Raw genomic sequence first — 19,356 nt, 5'->3', positions numbered from 1 at the left:
AGTCAGTGCCGGAAAGGCTGGCTGGCAAACCGCTATCGCAGGCAAGCCAGCTCCCACATTTGATCTCCATTGGTCTTGAGGTTGGGGCTTGGCCCTGTTCCCGCTGGTCCATCCCGCCCCGCCCTGCTATTATTCGCGCGCCCTTTTACGGGTAATCCTGACTAAAGTACTAGGTCTTATAGTTGACTTAAATACTCGGGAATCGCATACTTGCTCCCATTCTGAAACACCTTGGTACTTGTCCATGAGACTGACTACAAAAGGCCGATACGCGGTGACCGCCATGCTTGACCTGGCCTTGCACGCGCAAAATGGGCCGGTGTCCCTGGCCGATATCTCCGAGCGCCAAGGCATTTCCCTGTCCTACCTCGAGCAGTTGTTCGCCAAGTTGCGCCGCAGCAATCTGGTTTCCAGCGTTCGTGGTCCAGGCGGCGGCTATCAACTGTCCCGCGACATGCAGGGCATCCAGGTCGCCCAGGTGATCGACGCGGTGAATGAATCCGTCGATGCCACCAAATGCCAGGGCCTGGGTGACTGCCATGCCGGTGACACCTGCCTCACGCACCACTTGTGGTGTGACCTGAGCCTGCAGATCCATGAGTTTTTGAGTGGTATCAGCTTGGCTGATCTTGTGACTCGCCGTGAGGTGCAAGAAGTAGCCCAGCGTCAGGACCAGCGCCGTTGCAACACCAAGGCGCCGCGTCTGGACAAGATTGAAGCGTCCGCCGTCGAGTGACAGCCGAAGAGCTAACGGCACGCCAGCCAGCCTGATTTAGGAGAAAGTCCATGAAATTGCCGATTTACCTTGATTACTCAGCGACCACCCCGGTTGATCCGCGTGTCGCGCAAAAGATGAGCGAATGCCTGCTGGTTGACGGAAACTTCGGTAACCCGGCGTCCCGTTCCCACGTTTTCGGCTGGAAAGCTGAAGAAGCCGTGGAAAACGCTCGTCGCCAGGTCGCTGACCTGGTGAATGCCGACCCACGTGAAATCGTCTGGACCTCCGGTGCCACCGAGTCCGACAACCTGGCAATCAAGGGTGCGGCGCATTTCTACGCGACCAAAGGCAAACACCTGATCACCACCAAGATTGAGCACAAGGCTGTCCTCGACACCATGCGCCAACTGGAGCGTGAAGGTTTTGAGGTTACCTACCTCGAGCCAACCACCGACGGTATCGTGACCCCTGCGATGATCGAAGCCGCGATGCGTGAAGACACCATCCTGGTTTCGGTGATCCACGTGAACAACGAAATCGGCACCATCAACGACATCGCCGCCATCGGCGAGCTGACCCGCTCCAAGGGCGTGTTGCTGCATGTCGACGCTGCTCAGTCCACCGGCAAGGTCGATATCGACCTGTCGAAACTGAAAGTCGACCTGATGTCGTTCTCTGCCCACAAGACCTACGGCCCTAAAGGCATTGGCGCCCTCTACGTGAGCCGCAAGCCTCGCGTACGTATCGAAGCCACCATGCACGGCGGCGGTCACGAGCGCGGCATGCGTTCCGGCACCCTGGCGACCCACCAGATCGTCGGCATCGGCGAAGCGTTCCGTGTGGCCAAGGAAGACATGGCTGCTGAAAACGTGCGCATCAAGGCCCTGAGCGATCGCTTCTACAAGCAGGTCGAGCACCTTGAAGAGCTGTACATCAACGGCAGCATGACCGCCCGTGTACCGCACAACCTGAATTTGAGCTTCAACTACGTCGAAGGCGAGTCGCTGATCATGGCGCTCAAGGACCTGGCGGTTTCGTCCGGTTCGGCCTGCACCTCGGCTTCCCTTGAGCCGTCCTACGTCCTGCGCGCCCTGGGCCGCAACGACGAACTGGCTCACAGCTCGATCCGCTTTACGTTCGGCCGTTTCACCACCGAAGAAGAAGTCGACTACGCCGCGCAGAAAGTCTGCGAGGCCGTCACCAAGCTGCGTACCTTGTCCCCGCTGTGGGACATGTACAAAGACGGTGTCGATATTTCCAAGATCGAGTGGGCGGCACACTAACTATAGAAGCCGCCACCCAAAAGGCTCTGTAAAGACGTGGCGGAAAACGCAGGCGTGTTTACAGGGTTCCAGAGCGGCCCTGATGAGTGAGGATTCAGTACCATGGCTTACAGCGAAAAGGTCATCGACCACTACGAAAACCCGCGCAACGTCGGCAAGATGAACGCGGAAGACCCTGATGTCGGCACCGGCATGGTCGGCGCTCCGGCGTGCGGCGACGTTATGCGCCTGCAGATCAAGGTCAACGAAGCTGGCGTTATCGAAGACGCCAAGTTCAAGACTTACGGCTGCGGTTCGGCCATCGCCTCCAGCTCCCTGGCGACCGAATGGATGAAAGGCAAGACCCTGGATGAGGCTGTGACTATCAGCAACACCCAACTGGCCGAAGAACTGGCCTTGCCGCCAGTGAAAATCCACTGCTCGGTACTCGCAGAAGACGCCATCAAGGCGGCAGTTCGCGACTACAAGCAGAAGAAAGGCTTGATCTAAGCATTTGGCGACGAGTAAGGAGTCACGATGGCTATCAGCATGACAGAAGCGGCGGCTAAACACGTGCGACGCTCCCTTGACGGGCGCGGCAAAGGTGAGGGGATTCGTCTGGGTGTTCGCACCACGGGCTGTTCCGGCCTTGCCTACGTGCTGGAGTTCGTCGACGAGGTGGTCGAGGAAGATCAGGTGTTCGAAAGTCACGGCGAAAAAGTGATCATCGACCCGAAAAGCCTGACCTACCTGGACGGCACCGAACTCGATTTCGTCAAGGAAGGGTTGAACGAAGGCTTCAAGTTCAACAACCCCAACGTACGCGGTGAATGTGGCTGCGGCGAAAGCTTCAACATCTGAGGCTGATCGTGGGTACTCCTTGTCATTTCGCTTTATTCGAGCTGCAGCCGAGTTTTCGACTGGACCTTGAACAGCTTGCCACGCGCTACCGTGAACTGGCGCGTGGGGTGCACCCGGACCGCTTTGCTGACGCTTCCGAGCGTGAGCAACGCTTGGCGCTGGAGCAATCAGCCAGCCTCAACGAAGCCTATCAGACGCTCAAGAACCCTCCCAAACGCGCGCGCTACCTGCTCGCCATGGGCGGTCGCGAGCTGCCGCTTGAGGTCACGGTCCAGGACCCTGATTTCCTGATGCAGCAGATGCAATGGCGCGAGGAGCTTGAAGAGTTGCAGGACGAGGCCGATTTGGCCGGCGTCGCGGTCTTCAAGCGCCGTCTGAAAGTGGCCCAGGATGAACTCAACGAAAGCTTCGCAGCCTGTTGGGATGATGCAGCGCAACGTGAACAGGCCGAACGCCTGATGCGGCGCATGCAGTTCCTCGACAAGCTCACCTACGAAGTGCGCCAGTTAGAAGAGCGCCTCGACGATTAACCCAGTGCCGCCCAGGTTGCACGCCTGATATACAGATAAGTCCTGATTACCATGGCCCTACTGCAGATCGCCGAACCCGGCCAAAGTCCTCAACCGCACCAGCGTCGTCTGGCGGTCGGGATTGACTTGGGCACTACCAATTCGCTGGTCGCTGCATTGCGCAGCGGTCTTTCCGAGCCGCTGCCTGACGCGGATGGCCAGGTCATCCTGCCGTCTGCCGTGCGCTATCACGCTGACCGCACTGAAGTGGGCGAGTCGGCCAAGCTGGCAGCGTCTACCGATCCTTTGAACACCGTGCTGTCGGTCAAGCGCTTGATGGGTCGTGGTCTGTCCGACGTCAAGCAGCTGGGTGACCAACTGCCTTACCGCTTCGTTGGCGGTGAATCCCATATGCCGTTCATCGACACCATCCAGGGCCCGAAAAGCCCGGTGGAAGTGTCGGCCGATATCCTCAAGGTGCTGCGCCAGCGTGCGGAAACTACCTTGGGCGGCGAACTGGTAGGGGCGGTGATTACTGTTCCTGCGTACTTCGATGACGCTCAGCGCCAAGCCACCAAGGATGCGGCGAAGCTCGCCGGCCTGAACGTGCTGCGCCTGCTCAACGAGCCGACTGCGGCCGCTGTGGCGTACGGCCTGGACCAGCACGCCGAAGGCCTGGTGGCTATCTACGACCTGGGCGGCGGTACCTTTGATATTTCGATCCTGCGCCTGACCGGCGGTGTCTTCGAAGTGCTGGCTACCGGTGGCGATACGGCCCTGGGCGGCGATGACTTCGATCACGCCATCGCGGGCTGGATCATCACCAGCGCCGGCTTGTCTGCCGACCTGGATCCGGGCGCGCAACGTAATCTGCTGCAAACCGCCTGCGCCGCCAAAGAAGCGCTGACTGAGGCTGCTTCGGTGGAAGTTTCCTACGGCAGCTGGTCGGCTCAACTGACCCGTGAAGCGTTCGATTCCTTGATTGAGCCGATGGTCGCCCGCAGCCTGAAAGCCTGTCGCCGCGCCGTACGTGACTCCGGTGTCGAGTTGGAAGACGTGGCTGCCGTGGTCATGGTGGGCGGTTCGACCCGCGTGCCACGTGTTCGTGAGGCGGTCGCTGAAGCCTTCGGTCGCCAGCCGCTGACTGAAATCGACCCGGATCAAGTGGTGGCCATTGGTGCCGCGATCCAGGCCGACACCCTCGCCGGTAACAAGCGCGAGGGTGGCGAACTGCTTCTGCTCGACGTGATTCCTTTGTCCCTGGGGCTGGAAACCATGGGCGGCCTGATGGAGAAGGTGATTCCACGCAACACCACCATCCCCGTTGCCCGTGCCCAGGACTTCACGACGTACAAAGATGGCCAGACGGCCATGATGATTCATGTGCTGCAAGGTGAGCGTGAACTGATCAGCGACTGCCGTTCCCTGGCGCGCTTCGAATTGCGCGGGATTCCGGCGATGGTGGCCGGTGCGGCGAAGATTCGCGTGACCTTCCAGGTCGACGCCGACGGCTTGCTCAGCGTCGCCGCCCGCGAACTGGCCTCCGGCGTTGAAGCCAGCATCCAGGTCAAGCCGTCCTACGGCCTGACCGACGGCGAAATCGCCAAGATGCTCAAGGATTCGTTCCAGTACGCCGGTGACGACAAGGTCGCCCGCGTGTTGCGAGAGCAGCAAGTCGACGCCCAGCGCCTGCTCGAAGCGGTGCAGGGCGCCCTTGAGGCTGACGGCGAGCGCCTGCTGGATGCCGAAGAGCGCATGGTTATCGACCTGCAGATGCAGGAGCTGGCTGAATTGATGAAAGGCACCGATGGTTACGCCATCGAGCAGCAGACCAAGCGTCTGTCGCAAGTGACGGATGCCTTTGCCGCCCGTCGTATGGACCAGTCGGTGAAAGCCGCCCTGGCGGGCCGCAACTTGAACGAACTTGAGGATTAACTGATGCCGCAGATCATTTTTCTGCCACACGCCGAGCATTGCCCGGACGGTATGGTTGTGGAGGCTGAGACCGGCAAGTCCATTCTCGAAGTCGCTCACGACAACCACATCGAGATCGAAAGCGCCTGCGGCGGCGTCAACGCCTGTACCACCTGCCATTGCATCATCCGCGAAGGTTTCAATAGCCTCGAAGAGGCTGATGAGCTGGAAGAGGACTATCTTGATAGGGCGTGGGGTCTGGAGCCGACATCGCGCTTGAGCTGTCAGGCAAAAGTGGGCACAGAAGACCTCACTGTTGAAATTCCGAAATATTCGCTTAACCATGCCGCCGAAGCGCCGCACTGACTGGTAGAACTGTCATGAGTTACGGTTGGAATGATGTACAACGCATTGCTGAAGAACTGGCTGAATCCAAGCCCGATGTGAGCCCGCTCACTGTCAACTTCGTCGACCTGCAGCGATGGATCATGGAGCTTCCGGATTTCGACAATACCTCTGGCCGCTGCGGCGAGAAGGTATTGGAAGCGGTCCAGGCCCTCTGGATCGAAGAAATAGACTGATCATCCCCGCAGGTTAGGCAATACCCAAGAACCCGCGTATAATTCGCGGGTTTAATTTTTCGCAAATTACCGTTTCTGGAGTTACACCATGGCTGTTCAACGTACTTTCTCCATCATCAAGCCTGACGCTGTTGCAAAAAACGTCATCGGCGAGATCACCACTCGTTTCGAAAAAGCCGGCCTGAAGGTTGTAGCTTCGAAACTCAAGCAACTGTCCAAAGCTGAAGCTGAAGGCTTCTACGCTGAGCACAGCGCTCGTGGTTTCTTCGGCGACCTGGTTGCCTTCATGATCTCCGGTCCTGTTGTTGTTCAGGTTCTGGAAGGCGAAAACGCTATCGCTCTGAACCGTGAGCTGATGGGCGCTACCAACCCTAAAGAAGCGGCTGCCGGCACCATCCGTGCTGACTTCGCTGAATCGATCGACGCCAACGCCGTTCACGGTTCGGACTCCGAAGCCGCTGCTGCCCGCGAAATCTCGTACTTTTTCGCTGCTACTGAAGTAACCGCTCGCTAAGCATTGGCTTAAAAGAGCGAAGGTGAATCCATGACTACATTGACTGCAAAAACCAACCTGCTGGGTCTGACTCAACAGGAAATGGAAAAATTCTTCGACTCAATCGGGGAGAAGCGTTTTCGTGCCGCTCAGGTAATGAAGTGGATTCACCATCTTGGCGTCGATGATTTCGACGCCATGACGAACGTCAGCAAGGCCCTGCGCGACAAGCTCAAGGCCATTGCCGAAGTTCGCGGCCCCGAAGTGGTCAGCGAGGACATCTCCACCGACGGCACCCGTAAGTGGGTGGTGCGCGTGGCGTCCGGCAGCTGCGTCGAGACCGTTTACATTCCCCAGGGCAAGCGCGGCACCTTGTGCGTTTCGTCCCAGGCAGGCTGTGCCCTGGACTGCAGTTTCTGCTCCACCGGCAAGCAAGGTTTCAACAGCAACCTCACCGCCGCCGAAGTCATCGGCCAGGTGTGGATTGCCAATAAATCGTTCGGCAGCATCCCGGCGACCGCCGACCGTGCCATCACCAACGTGGTGATGATGGGCATGGGCGAGCCGCTGCTGAACTTCGACAACGTTGTTGCGGCCATGCACCTGATGATGGATGACCTGGGCTACGGCATTTCCAAGCGCCGTGTGACCCTGTCGACCTCCGGCGTGGTACCGATGATCGATGAGCTGGCCAAGCACATCGACGTCTCCCTGGCGTTGTCGCTGCACGCACCGAATGACGCATTGCGTAACCAATTGGTGCCGATCAACAAGAAGTATCCGCTTAAGATGCTGCTCGAATCTTGCCAGCGTTATATGGCGACCTTGGGTGAGAAACGTGTGTTGACCATTGAGTACACCATGCTCAAGGACATCAACGACAAGGTCGAGCATGCGGTCGAGATGATCGAGTTGCTCAAGAACGTACCGTGCAAGATCAACCTGATTCCGTTTAACCCGTTTCCCCATTCTGGCTACGAGCGGCCGAGCAACAACGCCATCCGCCGTTTCCAGGATCAACTGCACCATGCAGGCTTCAATGTCACCGTGCGCACCACCCGCGGCGAAGACATCGATGCGGCATGTGGCCAATTGGTAGGACAGGTGCTGGATCGCACCCGTCGCAGCGAACGTTATATCGCCGTGCGTGAACTGAGTGCCGCCGACGATATGCCGCAAAGCGCCGCGACTCGAACCTGAGAGAGGATCTCTATGCCCTTGCGCCTTGCGCTGCTTTTGCTTGTTGCCAGCCTTGCGGCTGGCTGTGTTTCATCGGGCTATGACAGCCCGTTGCAAACCGGCAAGGGCCGTGACGAGGCGCGTGCGGCCTATGTGCAGTTGGGCTTGGGGTACTTGCAGCAAGGAATGGCCGAACAGGCCAAGGTGCCGCTCAAGAAGGCCCTTGAACTGGATGGCAGCGACGCAGACGCCAATGCTGCGTTAGCCTTGGTGTTCCAGGCCCAGGCCGAGCCTGAATTGGCCGATCAATATTTCCAAAAGGCCCTGGCCATACGTCCTGGCGACCCAAGACTGCTGAATAATTACGGCAGTTTTTTGTTTGCGCAGAAGCGTTATCAACAGGCGTCCGAATATTTCCAGCAGGCTGCGGCCGATACCCTCTATCCTGAGCGCTCGCGGGTTTTCGAGAATCTTGGGGTGACCTCAATGCTTCTCGGCCAGCGCGACACCGCCCGCCAGCAACTGGAAAAAGCCCTGCACCTGAACCAGCGTCAGCCTCGAGCCTTGCTCGAAATGGCTGAGTTGTCCTTCGAAGACAGGCATTATGTGCCGGCACGTGACTATTACGAGCGTTTTAGCCTGCTGAGCGGGCAAAATGCACGTAGTCTATTGCTCGGTGTGCGCCTGGCGACGGTTCATGAAGAACGCGACAAGGCCGCACGTTTTGGCCAGCAACTCGAACGACTCTATCCCGGTACGCCGGAATATCAGCAATACCTGTCGGAGCAATGATGAAAGCGGCGCACCCGGAAGTTGTAGCAGCTAATCGTGGAAACCCAGGCGAGACCTTGCGTCAGGCCCGCGAAAGCAATGGTTGGTCGCTGGCAGAAGTGGCCCTCAAGCTCAATTTGACCACGACTTCATTGGGCAACCTTGAAGCTGGCGCGTTCGACAAGCTGCCAGGGCATACCTTTGCCCGCGGCTATATCCGCGCCTATGCCAAGTTGCTTGGTATCGACCAGGCGGCATTGGTCCAGGAATTCGACCAGATCACCGGTACCGATTCCCAGGGCAGCAATGTCCATGGCCTGGGGCGCATTGAAGAGCCTGTGCGTGTTTCCCACACGATTTTGCGAATTGTCAGCCTGTTGCTGCTGATCGCCGTGATAGGTGGTGGTTTTGTATGGTGGCAGGATCAGACCTCCCAACGTGGCAAGGATCTGTCCACCAACGCCATGGAGCATGTCGAAGTCGAAAGCGCCGACGGCACCACCCAGATTCATCCATTGGACGAGCCGGAAGACCAGGCCGTGGCCCAGGGCCAGGCGGCGCCTGAGGCAGAGCCGAGCGCCGAGCAGCCTGCTCCTGAAGCGGGTACTGCACCTGCCACGACTCCTGTCGCTCCCGCTCCAGTGGTCGCCGCGACGCCAGTTGCTCCGGCTCATACGCCAGCCGCCCCGGCGCAGGCTCCGGCTCCAGCCGCTCCGGCTGCCCCGGCGATTTCCGCGCCAACCACCCCAGCGCTTATCGCCGGTGATGGCCGAGTACAAATTACCTACGTCGCTGACTGCTGGACGCAAGTCTCCGATGGCAACGGCAAAGTGCTGTTCAGTGGTCTGAAGCGTAAGGGAGATACACTTGACCAGGGCGGCAAGCCTCCTTTGACGCTGCGTCTGGGCTTTGCCCGTGGCGCGCAAGTGGCCTACAACGGCCAGCCTGTGGACGTGGCGCCGTTCACCAGTGGCGAGACTGCTCGCCTGAAGTTGGGACAATAAAGTCATGCACGGCGAATCTCCAATCAAACGTCGCGTATCGCGCAAGATCTGGGTCGGCTCGGTGCCGGTGGGCGGCGATGCCCCCATCGCCGTACAAAGCATGACCAACAGCGACACCAATGACGTGGCGGCCACTGTCGCCCAGATCAATCGCCTGGAAGCGGCGGGCGTCGACATCGTGCGGGTTTCCGTACCGGACATGGACGCTGCCGAAGCCTTTGGCCGCATCAAGCAACTGGTCAAGGTGCCGCTGGTCGCCGATATCCACTTCGACTACAAGATCGCGTTGCGCGTGGCCGAACTGGGCGTCGACTGCCTGCGGATCAACCCGGGCAACATCGGTCGTGAAGACCGGGTTCGCGCCGTGGTGGATGCCGCCCGTGATCGCGGGATTCCCATCCGCATCGGCGTCAACGCCGGTTCCCTGGAAAAAGACCTGCAAAAGAAATACGGCGAGCCGACTCCGGCAGCACTGGTGGAGTCCGCGTTGCGCCACGTTGAGCACCTTGAGCGCCTGAATTTCCAGGACTTCAAAGTCAGCGTAAAGGCTTCCGATGTGTTCATGGCGGTAGAAGCGTACCGCCTGCTGGCCAAGGAAATCGTCCAGCCATTGCACCTGGGTATCACCGAAGCCGGCGGTTTACGTTCAGGCACAGTGAAATCTGCGGTGGGTCTCGGTATGCTGCTGGCCGACGGGATTGGCGATACTATTCGCATCTCCCTCGCGGCAGACCCGGTAGAGGAAGTGAAAGTCGGTTACGACATTCTCAAATCCCTGCATTTGCGTTCCCGTGGCATCAACTTCATTGCCTGCCCGAGCTGCTCGCGGCAGAACTTCGACGTGGTGAAAACCATGAACGAACTGGAAGTACGCCTCGAAGACCTGCTGGTGCCGCTGGATGTTGCGGTGATTGGCTGTGTGGTCAACGGGCCGGGTGAGGCCAAAGAAGCCCATGTGGGCTTGACCGGCGGTACGCCAAACCTGATTTACATCGACGGCAAGCCGTCGCAGAAACTGACGAATGACAATCTGGTGGATGAGCTGGAACGGCTGATCCGCCAGAAAGCGGCCGAGAAGGTCGCGGCTGACGCAGCGCTGATCGCGCGCGGCTAAGAACGAATTTAAGGATTTGATGTGAGCAAGTCTCTGCAAGCCATTCGTGGCATGAACGACATCCTGCCTGAGCAGACGCCCCTGTGGCGCTACTTCGAGGGTACTGTCGCGCGCCTGCTGGATAACTACGGTTACAAGCAGATCCGCATGCCGATCGTCGAGTTCACCGAGCTGTTCAAGCGCTCCATCGGTGAAGTGACCGACATCGTCGAAAAAGAGATGTACACCTTCGAAGACCGCAACGGCGACTCCCTGACCCTGCGTCCGGAAGGTACTGCCGCGTGCGTGCGTGCGGTGCTCGAGCATGGCCTCACCGGGGGTGGCCAGCCGCAGAAGCTCTGGTACATCGGCCCGATGTTCCGCCACGAGCGTCCGCAGAAAGGCCGTTATCGCCAGTTCCACCAGATCGGCCTGGAGGTGTTCAACCTTGACGGTCCGGACATCGACGCCGAGCTGATCGTGCTGACCTGGCGCCTGTGGGGCATGCTGGGCATCCGCGATGCGGTCAAGCTTGAACTCAACAGCCTGGGCACCAGTGAATCCCGGGGCCGCTACCGCGAAGCCCTGGTGGAATTCCTGTCGGCCCACCTGGACAAGCTGGACGAAGACAGCCAGCGCCGCCTGAAAACCAACCCGCTGCGGGTACTGGACACCAAGAACGCCGAGACCCAGGCCGTACTGGTGGACGCGCCGAAAATGGCCGACTACCTGGACGACGAGTCCCGCGTCCACTTCGAGGGCCTCAAGGCTCGCCTGGATGCAGCCGGTATTCCATACGTCATCAATCCGAAACTGGTGCGTGGCCTCGATTACTACAGCAAGACCGTGTTCGAATGGGTGACTGACAAGCTCGGCGCCCAGGGCACCGTGTGTGCCGGTGGCCGTTACGACGGCCTGGTCGAGCAGATGGGCGGCAAGCCGACCACTGGTGTTGGCTTCGCCATGGGTATTGAGCGGCTGATCCTGCTGCTGGAAACCCTGGAGCAGGTCCCCGAAGAAATCTCCCGTCAGGTGGACGTGTACTTCTGTGCCTTTGGCGAGGCGGCCGAACTGGCTGCCCTGGCCCTGAGCGAGAAGCTGCGCGACCAACTGCCGAACCTGCGCCTGCAAATCAATGCCGGTGCCGGCAGCTTCAAAAGCCAGTTCAAGAAAGCCGATAAGAGCGGTGCGTTGTATGCACTGATCCTGGGTGATGATGAGTTGGCCCAGCAAGTGGTAAGTTTCAAACCCCTGCGTGGTCAGGGTGAACAACAAAGCATTGCCTTTGATGCGCTTGCAGCGCACCTGGCCACCTGCATCGTGCAGGGTTGAAGCTGTCAAACAGCCGATTTAGCGATTAAGGAGTATTGGGGTGTCGAGTACTGATGATGACCAGCTGGCCGAGTTCAAAGACTGGTGGCAGCGCAACGGCAAGCCCCTGGTCACTGGCGGCTTGCTGGCTTTAGTAGTGGTGTTCGGCTGGCAAGCCTGGCACAAGTATCAGGCTAACCAGTCGCAAGGCGCCTCGATTATCTATCAGCAACTGCTGGAAACCACGCTGACGCCAAACGGCAAGCCTGACCTTGCCCAGGTTGCAGACCTGGCCGGCAAGCTGAAGAGCGAGTTCGGCGGTAGCACCTACGCGCAATACGGCAGCCTGTTCGTCGCAAAAGTTGCGGTCGACAACGGCAAGCTGGATGACGCAGCCTCCGAGCTGAAAGCCATCACCGACAAGCCGGCCAACCCGACACTGGGTGAAATCGCACGTCAGCGTCTGGCTCAGGTACTCGCGGCACAGAACAAGGCCGACGACGCACTGAAACTGCTCGACGGCGATGCTGACAAGGCATTCCTGGCCACTCGTGAAGAGCTCAAGGGCGACCTCCTGGTCCAATTGGGTCGTACCGACGAAGCCAATGCTGCGTACCAAAAAGCCAAGGCGGCGCTGTCTGATGAAGCGGCGGTCGGTGGCTTACAAATCAAGCTCGACGACTTGGCCAAAGGGGATGCGTGACGTGATCCGTTGGAAACATGCAGCATTGCTGGCTCTGGCCGTTTTGGCCGCGGGTTGCAGCAGCAACAGCAAAAAAGAACTGCCTCCGGCCGAGCTGACCAGCTTCAAGGAAGAAGTGGTCCTGCAAAAGCAGTGGAGCCGCTCCATTGGTGACGGTCAGGGCGATCTGTACAACCTGATGGTTCCGGCTATCGACGGTGACACCATCTTCGCTGCTGACTCCACCGGCGTTGTGGTCTCCATGGATCGCATGAACGGCGACGTCAAATGGAAGAAAGATCTCGACTTGCCTGTGTCCGGCGCCGTTGGCGTGGGTTCCGGCATGCTGCTGCTCGGCACGCTGAAAGGCGATGTGGTGGCGCTGGATGAGAGCACTGGTGAAGAGAAATGGCGCGCTCGCGTGACCAGTGAAGTGCTCTCGCCACCGGCTACCAACGGCGACATCGTTGTCGTGCAGACCCAGGATGACCGTGTAATCGGCCTCGACGCCGCCACTGGTAACCAGCGCTGGTTGTACGACAGCACGCCGGCGGTCCTGACCTTGCGCGGTACCAGCGGTCCGGTTGTGACCAGCAACCTCGCACTGGCAGGCCTGTCGACCGGTAAAGTGGTCGCCCTGGACACCCAGAACGGCGTGCCGGCCTGGGAAACCCGGGTCGCTATTCCTCAGGGGCGTTCGGAACTGGACCGCGTAGTGGACATCGACGGTGGCTTGCTGCTGTCGGGTGATACCCTTTACGTCGCCACTTACCAGGGCCGCGTCGCGGCGCTGGACGTGCAAAGCGGCCGGATCAACTGGCAGCGTGATGCTTCCAGCTACGCCGGTGTCGCCCAAGGGTTTGGCAGCGTCTACGTAAGCCTGGCGTCTGGCACGGTTGAAAGTGTCGACGAGCGTTCCACCACTGCATTGTGGAGCAACGACTCCCTGGCTCGCCGTCAGTTGTCGGCACCGGAAGTGTTCTCCAGCTACGTAGCGGTAGGCGATTTTGAAGGCTACCTGCACCTGCTGAGCCAGGTGGACGGTCGCTTCGTCGGTCGCGAACGCATCGACAGCGACGGCCTGCGTGCCCGTCCGCTGGTGGTGGGTAACATGCTTTACGTGTATGGCAACAGCGGCAAACTGGAAGCGCTGACCATCAAGTAATGGTTTGACTATGCTTGGGGTAACACCCAGGCGGCCCCGCTTCGGCGGGGCATGCGGCATTTGAATATGCTGCCCCGAGCACCAGCCGCTGCCTTGCAGCGGCTTTTGTATTTTCTGAAATAACGAAGTGGAGAGCCGCATGGTTCCCGTAATCGCCCTGGTGGGCCGACCGAACGTCGGCAAGTCCACCTTGTTCAACCGCCTGACCAGGACTCGTGACGCCATTGTCGGCGACTTGTCCGGTCTGACCCGTGATCGCCAATACGGTGAGGCAAAGTGGCAAGGGCGCTCCTACATTATTGTCGACACCGGTGGTATCTCCGGTGACGAGCATGGCATGGACGAAAAGATGGCCGAGCAGTCGCTGCTGGCCATTGAAGAAGCTGATGTCGTGTTGTTCCTGGTGGACGCCCGCGCGGGCTACACCGCTGCTGACCAGATGATTGGCGAGCACCTGCGCAAGCGCAACAAGCGTTCCTATGTGGTGGCCAACAAGATCGACAACATCGATCCTGAAATGGCCCGTGCCGAGTTCAGCCCGATGGGCCTGGGCGACGCGATCCCGATCGCCGGTGCCCACGGTCGCGGCATCACCCAGATGCTGGAAATCGCGCTGCGCGACTTCCCGCGTGATGACGTGGATGAAGTCGAAGGCGAAGAAGAAATCGTTGCCGAAGGCGAGGAAGCCAAGCGCATTCCTGGCCCAAGCGAAAAAGACGGTATCAAGATCGCGATCATCGGCCGTCCGAACGTCGGCAAGTCGACCCTGGTCAACCGCATGCTCGGTGAAGACCGGGTAATCGTCTACGACGAGCCCGGCACCACCCGCGACAGTATCTACATCCCGTTCGAGCGTAACGACGAGAAGTACACGCTGATCGACACCGCCGGTGTGCGCAAGCGCGGCAAGATCCACGAGGAAGTTGAAAAGTTTTCCGTGGTGAAAACCCTGCAGGCGATCAAAGACGCCAACGTGGTGATCTTCGTCATGGATGCCCGCGAAGGCGTGGTAGACCACGACCTGAACTTGCTGGGCTTTGCCCTGGAAGCCGGTCGTGCCCTGGTGATCGCGATCAACAAGTGGGACGGCATGACGCCGAGCGAGCGCGACTACGTCAAGGTCGAGCTGCAGCGTCGCCTGTTCTTCGTCGAGTTTGCCGATATTCACTTTATCTCGGCACTGCACGGTACCGGCGTGGGCAACCTCTACGCTTCGGTGCAGAACTCGTTCAAGTCCGCGGTTACCCGCTGGCCGACCAACCGCCTGACCCAGATTCTGGAAGATGCGGTCAGCGAGCACGCGCCACCGATGGTCAACAACCGTCGGATCAAGCTGCGTTACGCTCACTTGGGTGGTGCCAACCCGCCGATTATCGTGATCCACGGTAACCAGCTGGAGAAGGTGCCGAAGTCCTACGTGCGTTACCTGGAAAACACCTATCGCCGTGTCTTGAAACTGGTCGGCACGCCGATCCGTATCGAGTTCAAGGGTGGCGAGAACCCGTACGAAGGTAACAAGAACAGCCTCACCGACCGCCAGGTCAACAAAAAGCGCCGGATGATGACGCACCACAAGAAAGCCGACAAAAAGCGCCGCGACAAGCGCTGATCCTGATCGGTTGAAAAAGGGCTCTTTAAGAGCCCTTTTTTGTGCCAGGCGGTTGACCCCTCGCGGCATGCAGCTTAAAACTTGGGGCTCACCGCAAGGGGCGCACCGATGATCACCAGTAAGCTGCCGAATGTCGGCACCACCATCTTCACCACCATGTCGCAACTTGCCGCCGAAACCGGTGCGCTCAACCTGTCCCAGGGGTTTCCCGACTTCAACGGGCCTCAAGGTTTGCTCGATGGCGTGGGCAAGCACATTGCCCTTGGCCATAACCAATACGCACCCATGACCGGCCTGCCGGTGCTGCGCCAGCAGGTGGCGGCCAAGATCGCCCGCAGCTATGGCGCCACGGTGAATGCCGACAGCGAAGTGACCATCACCCCTGGCGCCACTGAGGCGATCTTCTGCGCGATCCAGGCGGTGATCCGCAGCGGTGATGAAGTGATCGTGTTCGATCCGGCCTACGACAGCTATGAGCCTTCTGTGGAGCTGGCAGGCGGTCGCTGCGTACACGTGCAACTGGGGCTGCATGACTTCGCTCTGGACTTCGAACAGATCAAGGCGGCGCTGTCCCCGCGCACCCGCATGATCATCCTCAACAGCCCGCACAACCCCACCGGTGCCCTGATCAGCCGCGCCGAGCTGGACCAGTTGGCCGAGTTGATCCGCGACCGTGACATCTACCTGGTCAGCGACGAGGTCTACGAGCACCTGGTGTTCGACGGTGTACCCCACGTCAGCGTGCTGGCCCACGAGGAACTGTACCAGCGCGCCTTCGTGGTCAGCTCCTTCGGCAAGACCTACCACGTCACCGGCTGGAAAACCGGCTATGTGGTCGCGCCGCCGGCCCTCAGCGCCGAGCTGCGCAAGGTGCATCAATATGTCAACTTTTGCGGGGTGACCCCGTTGCAGTACGCTTTGGCAGACTTCATGGCCGAACACCCGGAACACGTCGAGGAACTGCCGGCTTTCTATCAAGCCAAGCGCGACCTGTTCTGCGACCTGCTGGAACCGTCGCGTTTCAGCTTTACCCGGGTGGCCGGTACTTACTTCCAACTGGTGGATTACTCACAGATTCGCCCCGACCTGGATGACGTCGCCATGTCGCTATGGATGACCCGCGAACATGGCGTGGCGACCATCCCGGTCTCGGTGTTCTACCAGAACCCACCGCAAGGCCAGCGCCTGGTGCGACTGTGCTTTGCCAAACGCGAGGAAACGCTGCGTCAAGCAGCCGAGAAACTATGCGTGATCTGAGTGCACTGCCCAACCTGAACATTGCCCTGGTGCAAACCACCCTGGCCTGGCACGACCGCCAGGCCAACCTGGAGCATTTCGAACTGCTGCTGGAACAGGCCAAGGGTGCCGACCTGATCGTGCTACCGGAGATGTTTACCACCGGTTTTTCCATGGAATCGCAAACCCTCGCCGAGCCTGAAAACGGCCCCACCCATCAATGGTTGCTGGCCCAGGCGAAGAAGTACAACGCCGTGATCACCGGCAGCGTGATCATCCAGGCCGCCGACGGCAGCCACCGCAATCGCCTGCTGTGGGCGCGCCCGGAGGGTGAGGTGCTGCACTACGACAAGCGTCATCTGTTCCGTATGGCCGGTGAGCACGACCACTACACCCCGGGCGAGCGTCAGGTGCAGTTTGAACTCAAGGGTTGGCGGATTCGTCCGTTGATCTGCTACGACCTGCGCTTCCCGGTGTGGAGCCGTGACGCCCAGGACACGGACCTGCTGCTGTACACCGCCAACTGGCCGGGTGCACGGCGTCAGCACTGGAACCGCTTGTTGCCGGCACGGGCCATTGAAAACCTGTGCTACGTGGCGGCGGTGAATCGGGTGGGCACGGACGGGAAGGGTTTTGCCTACACCGGCGACAGCCAGGTCGTGGACTTCCAGGGCGAAAGCCTGCTGAGCGCAGGGGAGGCGGACGGGGTGTTCCAGGTGTGCCTGGACGCAGCGGAATTGGCGGAGTACCGCACACGCTTCCCGGCGAACCTGGATGCGGACAGCTTTGAGTTTGTCTAAAGGACCTCCATCGCCAGGGAGATCGCTATCGCGGGCAAGCCCGGCTCCCACATTTGATCTGAATCGTCTGGAGGAATGCATTCCCCTGTGGGAGTCGGGCTTGCCCGCGATGAGGCCCTGACAGTCACCACAAATTTCGAACTCCAATAAAAAGGCCCCTGGATTCTCATCCCGGGGCCTTTTGCATGTCAGCGGTTGGAACTTACGCCGCTTTCGCTTCCAGCTGGCTCAACGAGCGGTTCAGCGCACTGAACACCGCCTTGAAGCTCGCCGTGGTGATGTTTTCATCAATACCCACACCGTGCACCGGACGCTCACCGTTCACCCGCAGCTCAATGTAAGCCGCTGCCTTGGCATGGGTGCCGGCACCAATCGCGTGTTCGTTGTAGTCCATGATCTCGACACCAATCGGCAGGCCGGCCACCAGCGCCTCCAGGGCGCCGTTGCCTTTACCGTGCCAGCGCAGGTTGGTTTCGCCCTGGCCCTTGCCGGAGACTTCAACTTCCACCGAGCTGTTGCCGTTCTCTTCCTGCAAGCGATGGCTCACCAGCGCGTAAGGAATGTTGGCTTGCAGGTATTCGCGCTGCAACAAGCTGTAGATCTGTGCGGCAGTCATCTCCAGCCCCACGCGGTCGGTTTCGGCCTGTACCACCTGGCTGAACTCGATCTGCATGCGGCGCGGCAAGCTGATGCCGTATTCCTGCTCCAACAGGTAAGCGATGCCGCCTTTGCCCGACTGGCTGTTGACGCGAATCACCGCTTCGTAGCTGCGGCCAATGTCGGCCGGGTCGATCGGCAAGTACGGGACTTCCCACAGGGCATCGTCTTTCTGCTGGGAGAAGCCCTTGCGGATGGCGTCCTGGTGGGAGCCGGAGAAGGCGGTGTGAACCAGGTCGCCGACGTACGGGTGACGCGGGTGCACCGGGATCTGGTTGCACTCTTCGACAACCTTGCGGATGCCGTCGATGTCGGAGAAGTCCAACTGAGGGTCGAGGCCCTGGGTGTACATGTTCAACGCCACGGTCACCAGGTCGACGTTACCGGTACGCTCGCCGTTGCCGAACAGGCAGCCTTCGACACGGTCGGCGCCAGCCATCAGGCCCAATTCGGTCGCGGCCACGCCGGTGCCACGGTCGTTGTGGGTGTGCAGACTGATGATCACGCTGTCACGACGGTTGATATGGCGACCGAACCACTCGATCTGGTCGGCATAGATGTTCGGGGTGGCGCATTCAACGGTGGCCGGCAGGTTGAGGATCACCTTGTGCTCAGGCGTCGGGTTCCAGACCTCGATCACCGCGTCACAGACTTCCTTGGCGAACTCCAGCTCAGTGGCGCTGAACGTCTCTGGCGAGTACTCGAAGGTCCACTGGGTTTCCGGCTGCTGGGCGGCGTATTTGACGAACAGCTTGGCCGCGTTGACCGCGATGGCCTTGATGCCGTCCTTGTCCTGGTTGAACACGATGCGGCGGAACGACGGCGACGTGGCGTTGTACAAGTGAACGATGGCCTTTTTCGCCCCGCGCAGGGATTCGAAGGTGCGTGCGATCAAGTCTTCACGGCCCTGGGTCAGCACCTGGATGGTGGTGTCCTCGGGGATGTGATTGTCTTCGATCAGGGTACGCACGAAGTCGAAATCGGTTTGTGATGCGGCCGGGAAGGAGGCTTCGATTTCCTTCACGCCGACGGCGACCAGGGTCTTCCAGAAGCGCAGCTTTTTCACCGCGTCCATCGGTTCGATCAGCGACTGGTTGCCGTCGCGCAAGTCGGAACTGCACCAGATCGGCGCGGTGGTGATGGTCTTCGACGGCCAGGTGCGGTCCGGGATATCAATGGTCGGGAACGCGCGGTATTTCGAAGACGGATCTTTGAGCATGCTCATCGGGAAATCCTTTGTTTAAGGGCCGAAAAAAGGCGGCCTGCCGTAAAACTGTTATTGGGGGAAAAGCAGAAGACGAGGCAGATCGATTCAGCCTGGCAGTCGTGCGCTGACTAGGCACAGGCTGCGGTGCTGGCGGAGCTGAATGAGGGTGTGAGAGGTTTTCATAAGTCCAACCCTAACCGCCGGGGTGAAAGATGGCAAGCAGTCGAAAAAAATTGAGAGAAGTTCTGCTATTGGTGCAGAAAACGAGATTTTATGGTTGAGAATTGTGCGTGACGCTGTTTTG

20 protein-coding genes are annotated in these 19,356 nt (G+C 59.7%); 19 read left to right on the top strand and 1 reads right to left on the bottom strand.

Annotated elements, in window-relative coordinates; all coding sequences use genetic code 11:
• Positions 1-244 precede the first annotated feature (244 nt).
• From iscR to LIY45_RS13200, 19 genes are all read left to right on the top strand, one after another.
• The gene (iscR, locus tag LIY45_RS13290) at positions 245-736 is read left to right on the top strand and encodes a Fe-S cluster assembly transcriptional regulator IscR (protein ID WP_003210305.1); all 492 of its coding nucleotides are present in this window, start codon (positions 245-247) and stop codon (positions 734-736) included.
• 50 nt (positions 737-786) lie between these two features.
• A complete protein-coding gene (locus LIY45_RS13285; protein WP_008438290.1) occupies positions 787-2,001 on the top strand; it encodes an IscS subfamily cysteine desulfurase in 1,215 nt (404 codons plus the stop codon).
• 102 nt (positions 2,002-2,103) lie between these two features.
• Positions 2,104-2,490, top strand: coding sequence for a Fe-S cluster assembly scaffold IscU (gene iscU / locus LIY45_RS13280; protein WP_003209682.1), 387 nt, complete (start codon positions 2,104-2,106; stop codon positions 2,488-2,490).
• A gap of 27 nt (positions 2,491-2,517) precedes the next feature.
• Positions 2,518-2,841: an iron-sulfur cluster assembly protein IscA gene (gene iscA / locus LIY45_RS13275; protein ID WP_017478657.1), complete on the top strand. Its 324-nt coding sequence runs from the start codon at positions 2,518-2,520 to the stop codon at positions 2,839-2,841.
• Between the two features lie 8 nt (positions 2,842-2,849).
• The gene (gene hscB / locus LIY45_RS13270) at positions 2,850-3,371 is read left to right on the top strand and encodes a co-chaperone HscB (RefSeq protein WP_008438289.1); all 522 of its coding nucleotides are present in this window, start codon (positions 2,850-2,852) and stop codon (positions 3,369-3,371) included.
• Positions 3,372-3,422: 51 nt separating this feature from the next.
• The gene (hscA, locus tag LIY45_RS13265; RefSeq protein WP_226476587.1) at positions 3,423-5,285 is read left to right on the top strand and encodes a Fe-S protein assembly chaperone HscA; all 1,863 of its coding nucleotides are present in this window, start codon (positions 3,423-3,425) and stop codon (positions 5,283-5,285) included.
• Between the two features lie 3 nt (positions 5,286-5,288).
• Positions 5,289-5,630: an ISC system 2Fe-2S type ferredoxin gene (gene fdx / locus LIY45_RS13260; protein ID WP_003209674.1), complete on the top strand. Its 342-nt coding sequence runs from the start codon at positions 5,289-5,291 to the stop codon at positions 5,628-5,630.
• A 14-nt stretch (positions 5,631-5,644) separates the two neighbouring features.
• Positions 5,645-5,845, top strand: coding sequence for a Fe-S cluster assembly protein IscX (iscX, locus tag LIY45_RS13255; RefSeq protein ID WP_017478661.1), 201 nt, complete (start codon positions 5,645-5,647; stop codon positions 5,843-5,845).
• An 88-nt stretch (positions 5,846-5,933) separates the two neighbouring features.
• On the top strand, positions 5,934-6,359 hold the full coding sequence (gene ndk, locus LIY45_RS13250; protein WP_003175956.1) for a nucleoside-diphosphate kinase: 426 nt from the start codon (positions 5,934-5,936) through the stop codon (positions 6,357-6,359).
• Positions 6,360-6,389: 30 nt separating this feature from the next.
• A complete protein-coding gene (gene rlmN, locus LIY45_RS13245; RefSeq protein WP_003209670.1) occupies positions 6,390-7,538 on the top strand; it encodes a 23S rRNA (adenine(2503)-C(2))-methyltransferase RlmN in 1,149 nt (382 codons plus the stop codon).
• A gap of 12 nt (positions 7,539-7,550) precedes the next feature.
• The gene (gene pilW, locus LIY45_RS13240; protein WP_226476586.1) at positions 7,551-8,309 is read left to right on the top strand and encodes a type IV pilus biogenesis/stability protein PilW; all 759 of its coding nucleotides are present in this window, start codon (positions 7,551-7,553) and stop codon (positions 8,307-8,309) included.
• Complete coding sequence (locus tag LIY45_RS13235; RefSeq protein WP_226476585.1) at positions 8,309-9,292, top strand: RodZ family helix-turn-helix domain-containing protein; 984 nt, start codon at positions 8,309-8,311, stop codon at positions 9,290-9,292. Before pilW ends, LIY45_RS13235 begins: the two co-directional genes overlap by 1 nt.
• Before the next feature lie 4 nt (positions 9,293-9,296).
• Positions 9,297-10,406 carry a flavodoxin-dependent (E)-4-hydroxy-3-methylbut-2-enyl-diphosphate synthase gene (gene ispG / locus LIY45_RS13230; RefSeq protein WP_017478664.1) on the top strand — a complete coding sequence of 370 codons (1,110 nt, stop codon included), beginning with the start codon at positions 9,297-9,299 and terminating at the stop codon, positions 10,404-10,406.
• Positions 10,407-10,427: 21 nt separating this feature from the next.
• Entirely contained in the window at positions 10,428-11,717 is a 1,290-nt protein-coding gene (hisS, locus tag LIY45_RS13225; protein ID WP_226476584.1) for a histidine--tRNA ligase, read from the top strand.
• A gap of 40 nt (positions 11,718-11,757) precedes the next feature.
• Entirely contained in the window at positions 11,758-12,399 is a 642-nt protein-coding gene (locus LIY45_RS13220; protein WP_010176862.1) for a tetratricopeptide repeat protein, read from the top strand.
• A complete protein-coding gene (gene bamB, locus LIY45_RS13215; RefSeq protein WP_226476583.1) occupies positions 12,392-13,543 on the top strand; it encodes an outer membrane protein assembly factor BamB in 1,152 nt (383 codons plus the stop codon). The genes LIY45_RS13220 and bamB overlap by 8 nt, the downstream gene beginning before the upstream one ends.
• A 139-nt stretch (positions 13,544-13,682) precedes the next feature.
• Positions 13,683-15,152, top strand: a complete 1,470-nt coding sequence (gene der / locus LIY45_RS13210; protein ID WP_003209661.1) for a ribosome biogenesis GTPase Der — start codon at positions 13,683-13,685, stop codon at positions 15,150-15,152.
• Positions 15,153-15,260: 108 nt separating this feature from the next.
• Positions 15,261-16,409, top strand: coding sequence for a pyridoxal phosphate-dependent aminotransferase (locus LIY45_RS13205; protein WP_226476582.1), 1,149 nt, complete (start codon positions 15,261-15,263; stop codon positions 16,407-16,409).
• The gene (locus LIY45_RS13200) at positions 16,397-17,188 is read left to right on the top strand and encodes an amidohydrolase (protein WP_226476581.1); all 792 of its coding nucleotides are present in this window, start codon (positions 16,397-16,399) and stop codon (positions 17,186-17,188) included. The genes LIY45_RS13205 and LIY45_RS13200 overlap by 13 nt, the downstream gene beginning before the upstream one ends.
• 202 nt (positions 17,189-17,390) lie before the next feature.
• On the opposite strand, the gene leuA is transcribed toward LIY45_RS13200, so the two are convergent.
• On the bottom strand, positions 17,391-19,070 hold the full coding sequence (gene leuA / locus LIY45_RS13195; RefSeq protein WP_017478669.1) for a 2-isopropylmalate synthase: 1,680 nt from the start codon (positions 19,068-19,070) through the stop codon (positions 17,391-17,393).
• Positions 19,071-19,356: the final 286 nt, after the last annotated feature.

Origin of the sequence: Pseudomonas sp. MWU16-30323 (assembly GCF_020515595.1) — a bacterium.
GTDB classification, from domain to species: Bacteria; Pseudomonadota; Gammaproteobacteria; order Pseudomonadales; family Pseudomonadaceae; genus Aquipseudomonas; species Aquipseudomonas yamanorum.
Note: the sequence above shows the minus strand (reverse complement) of the source record. Positions and strands in the feature narration are given on the sequence as shown.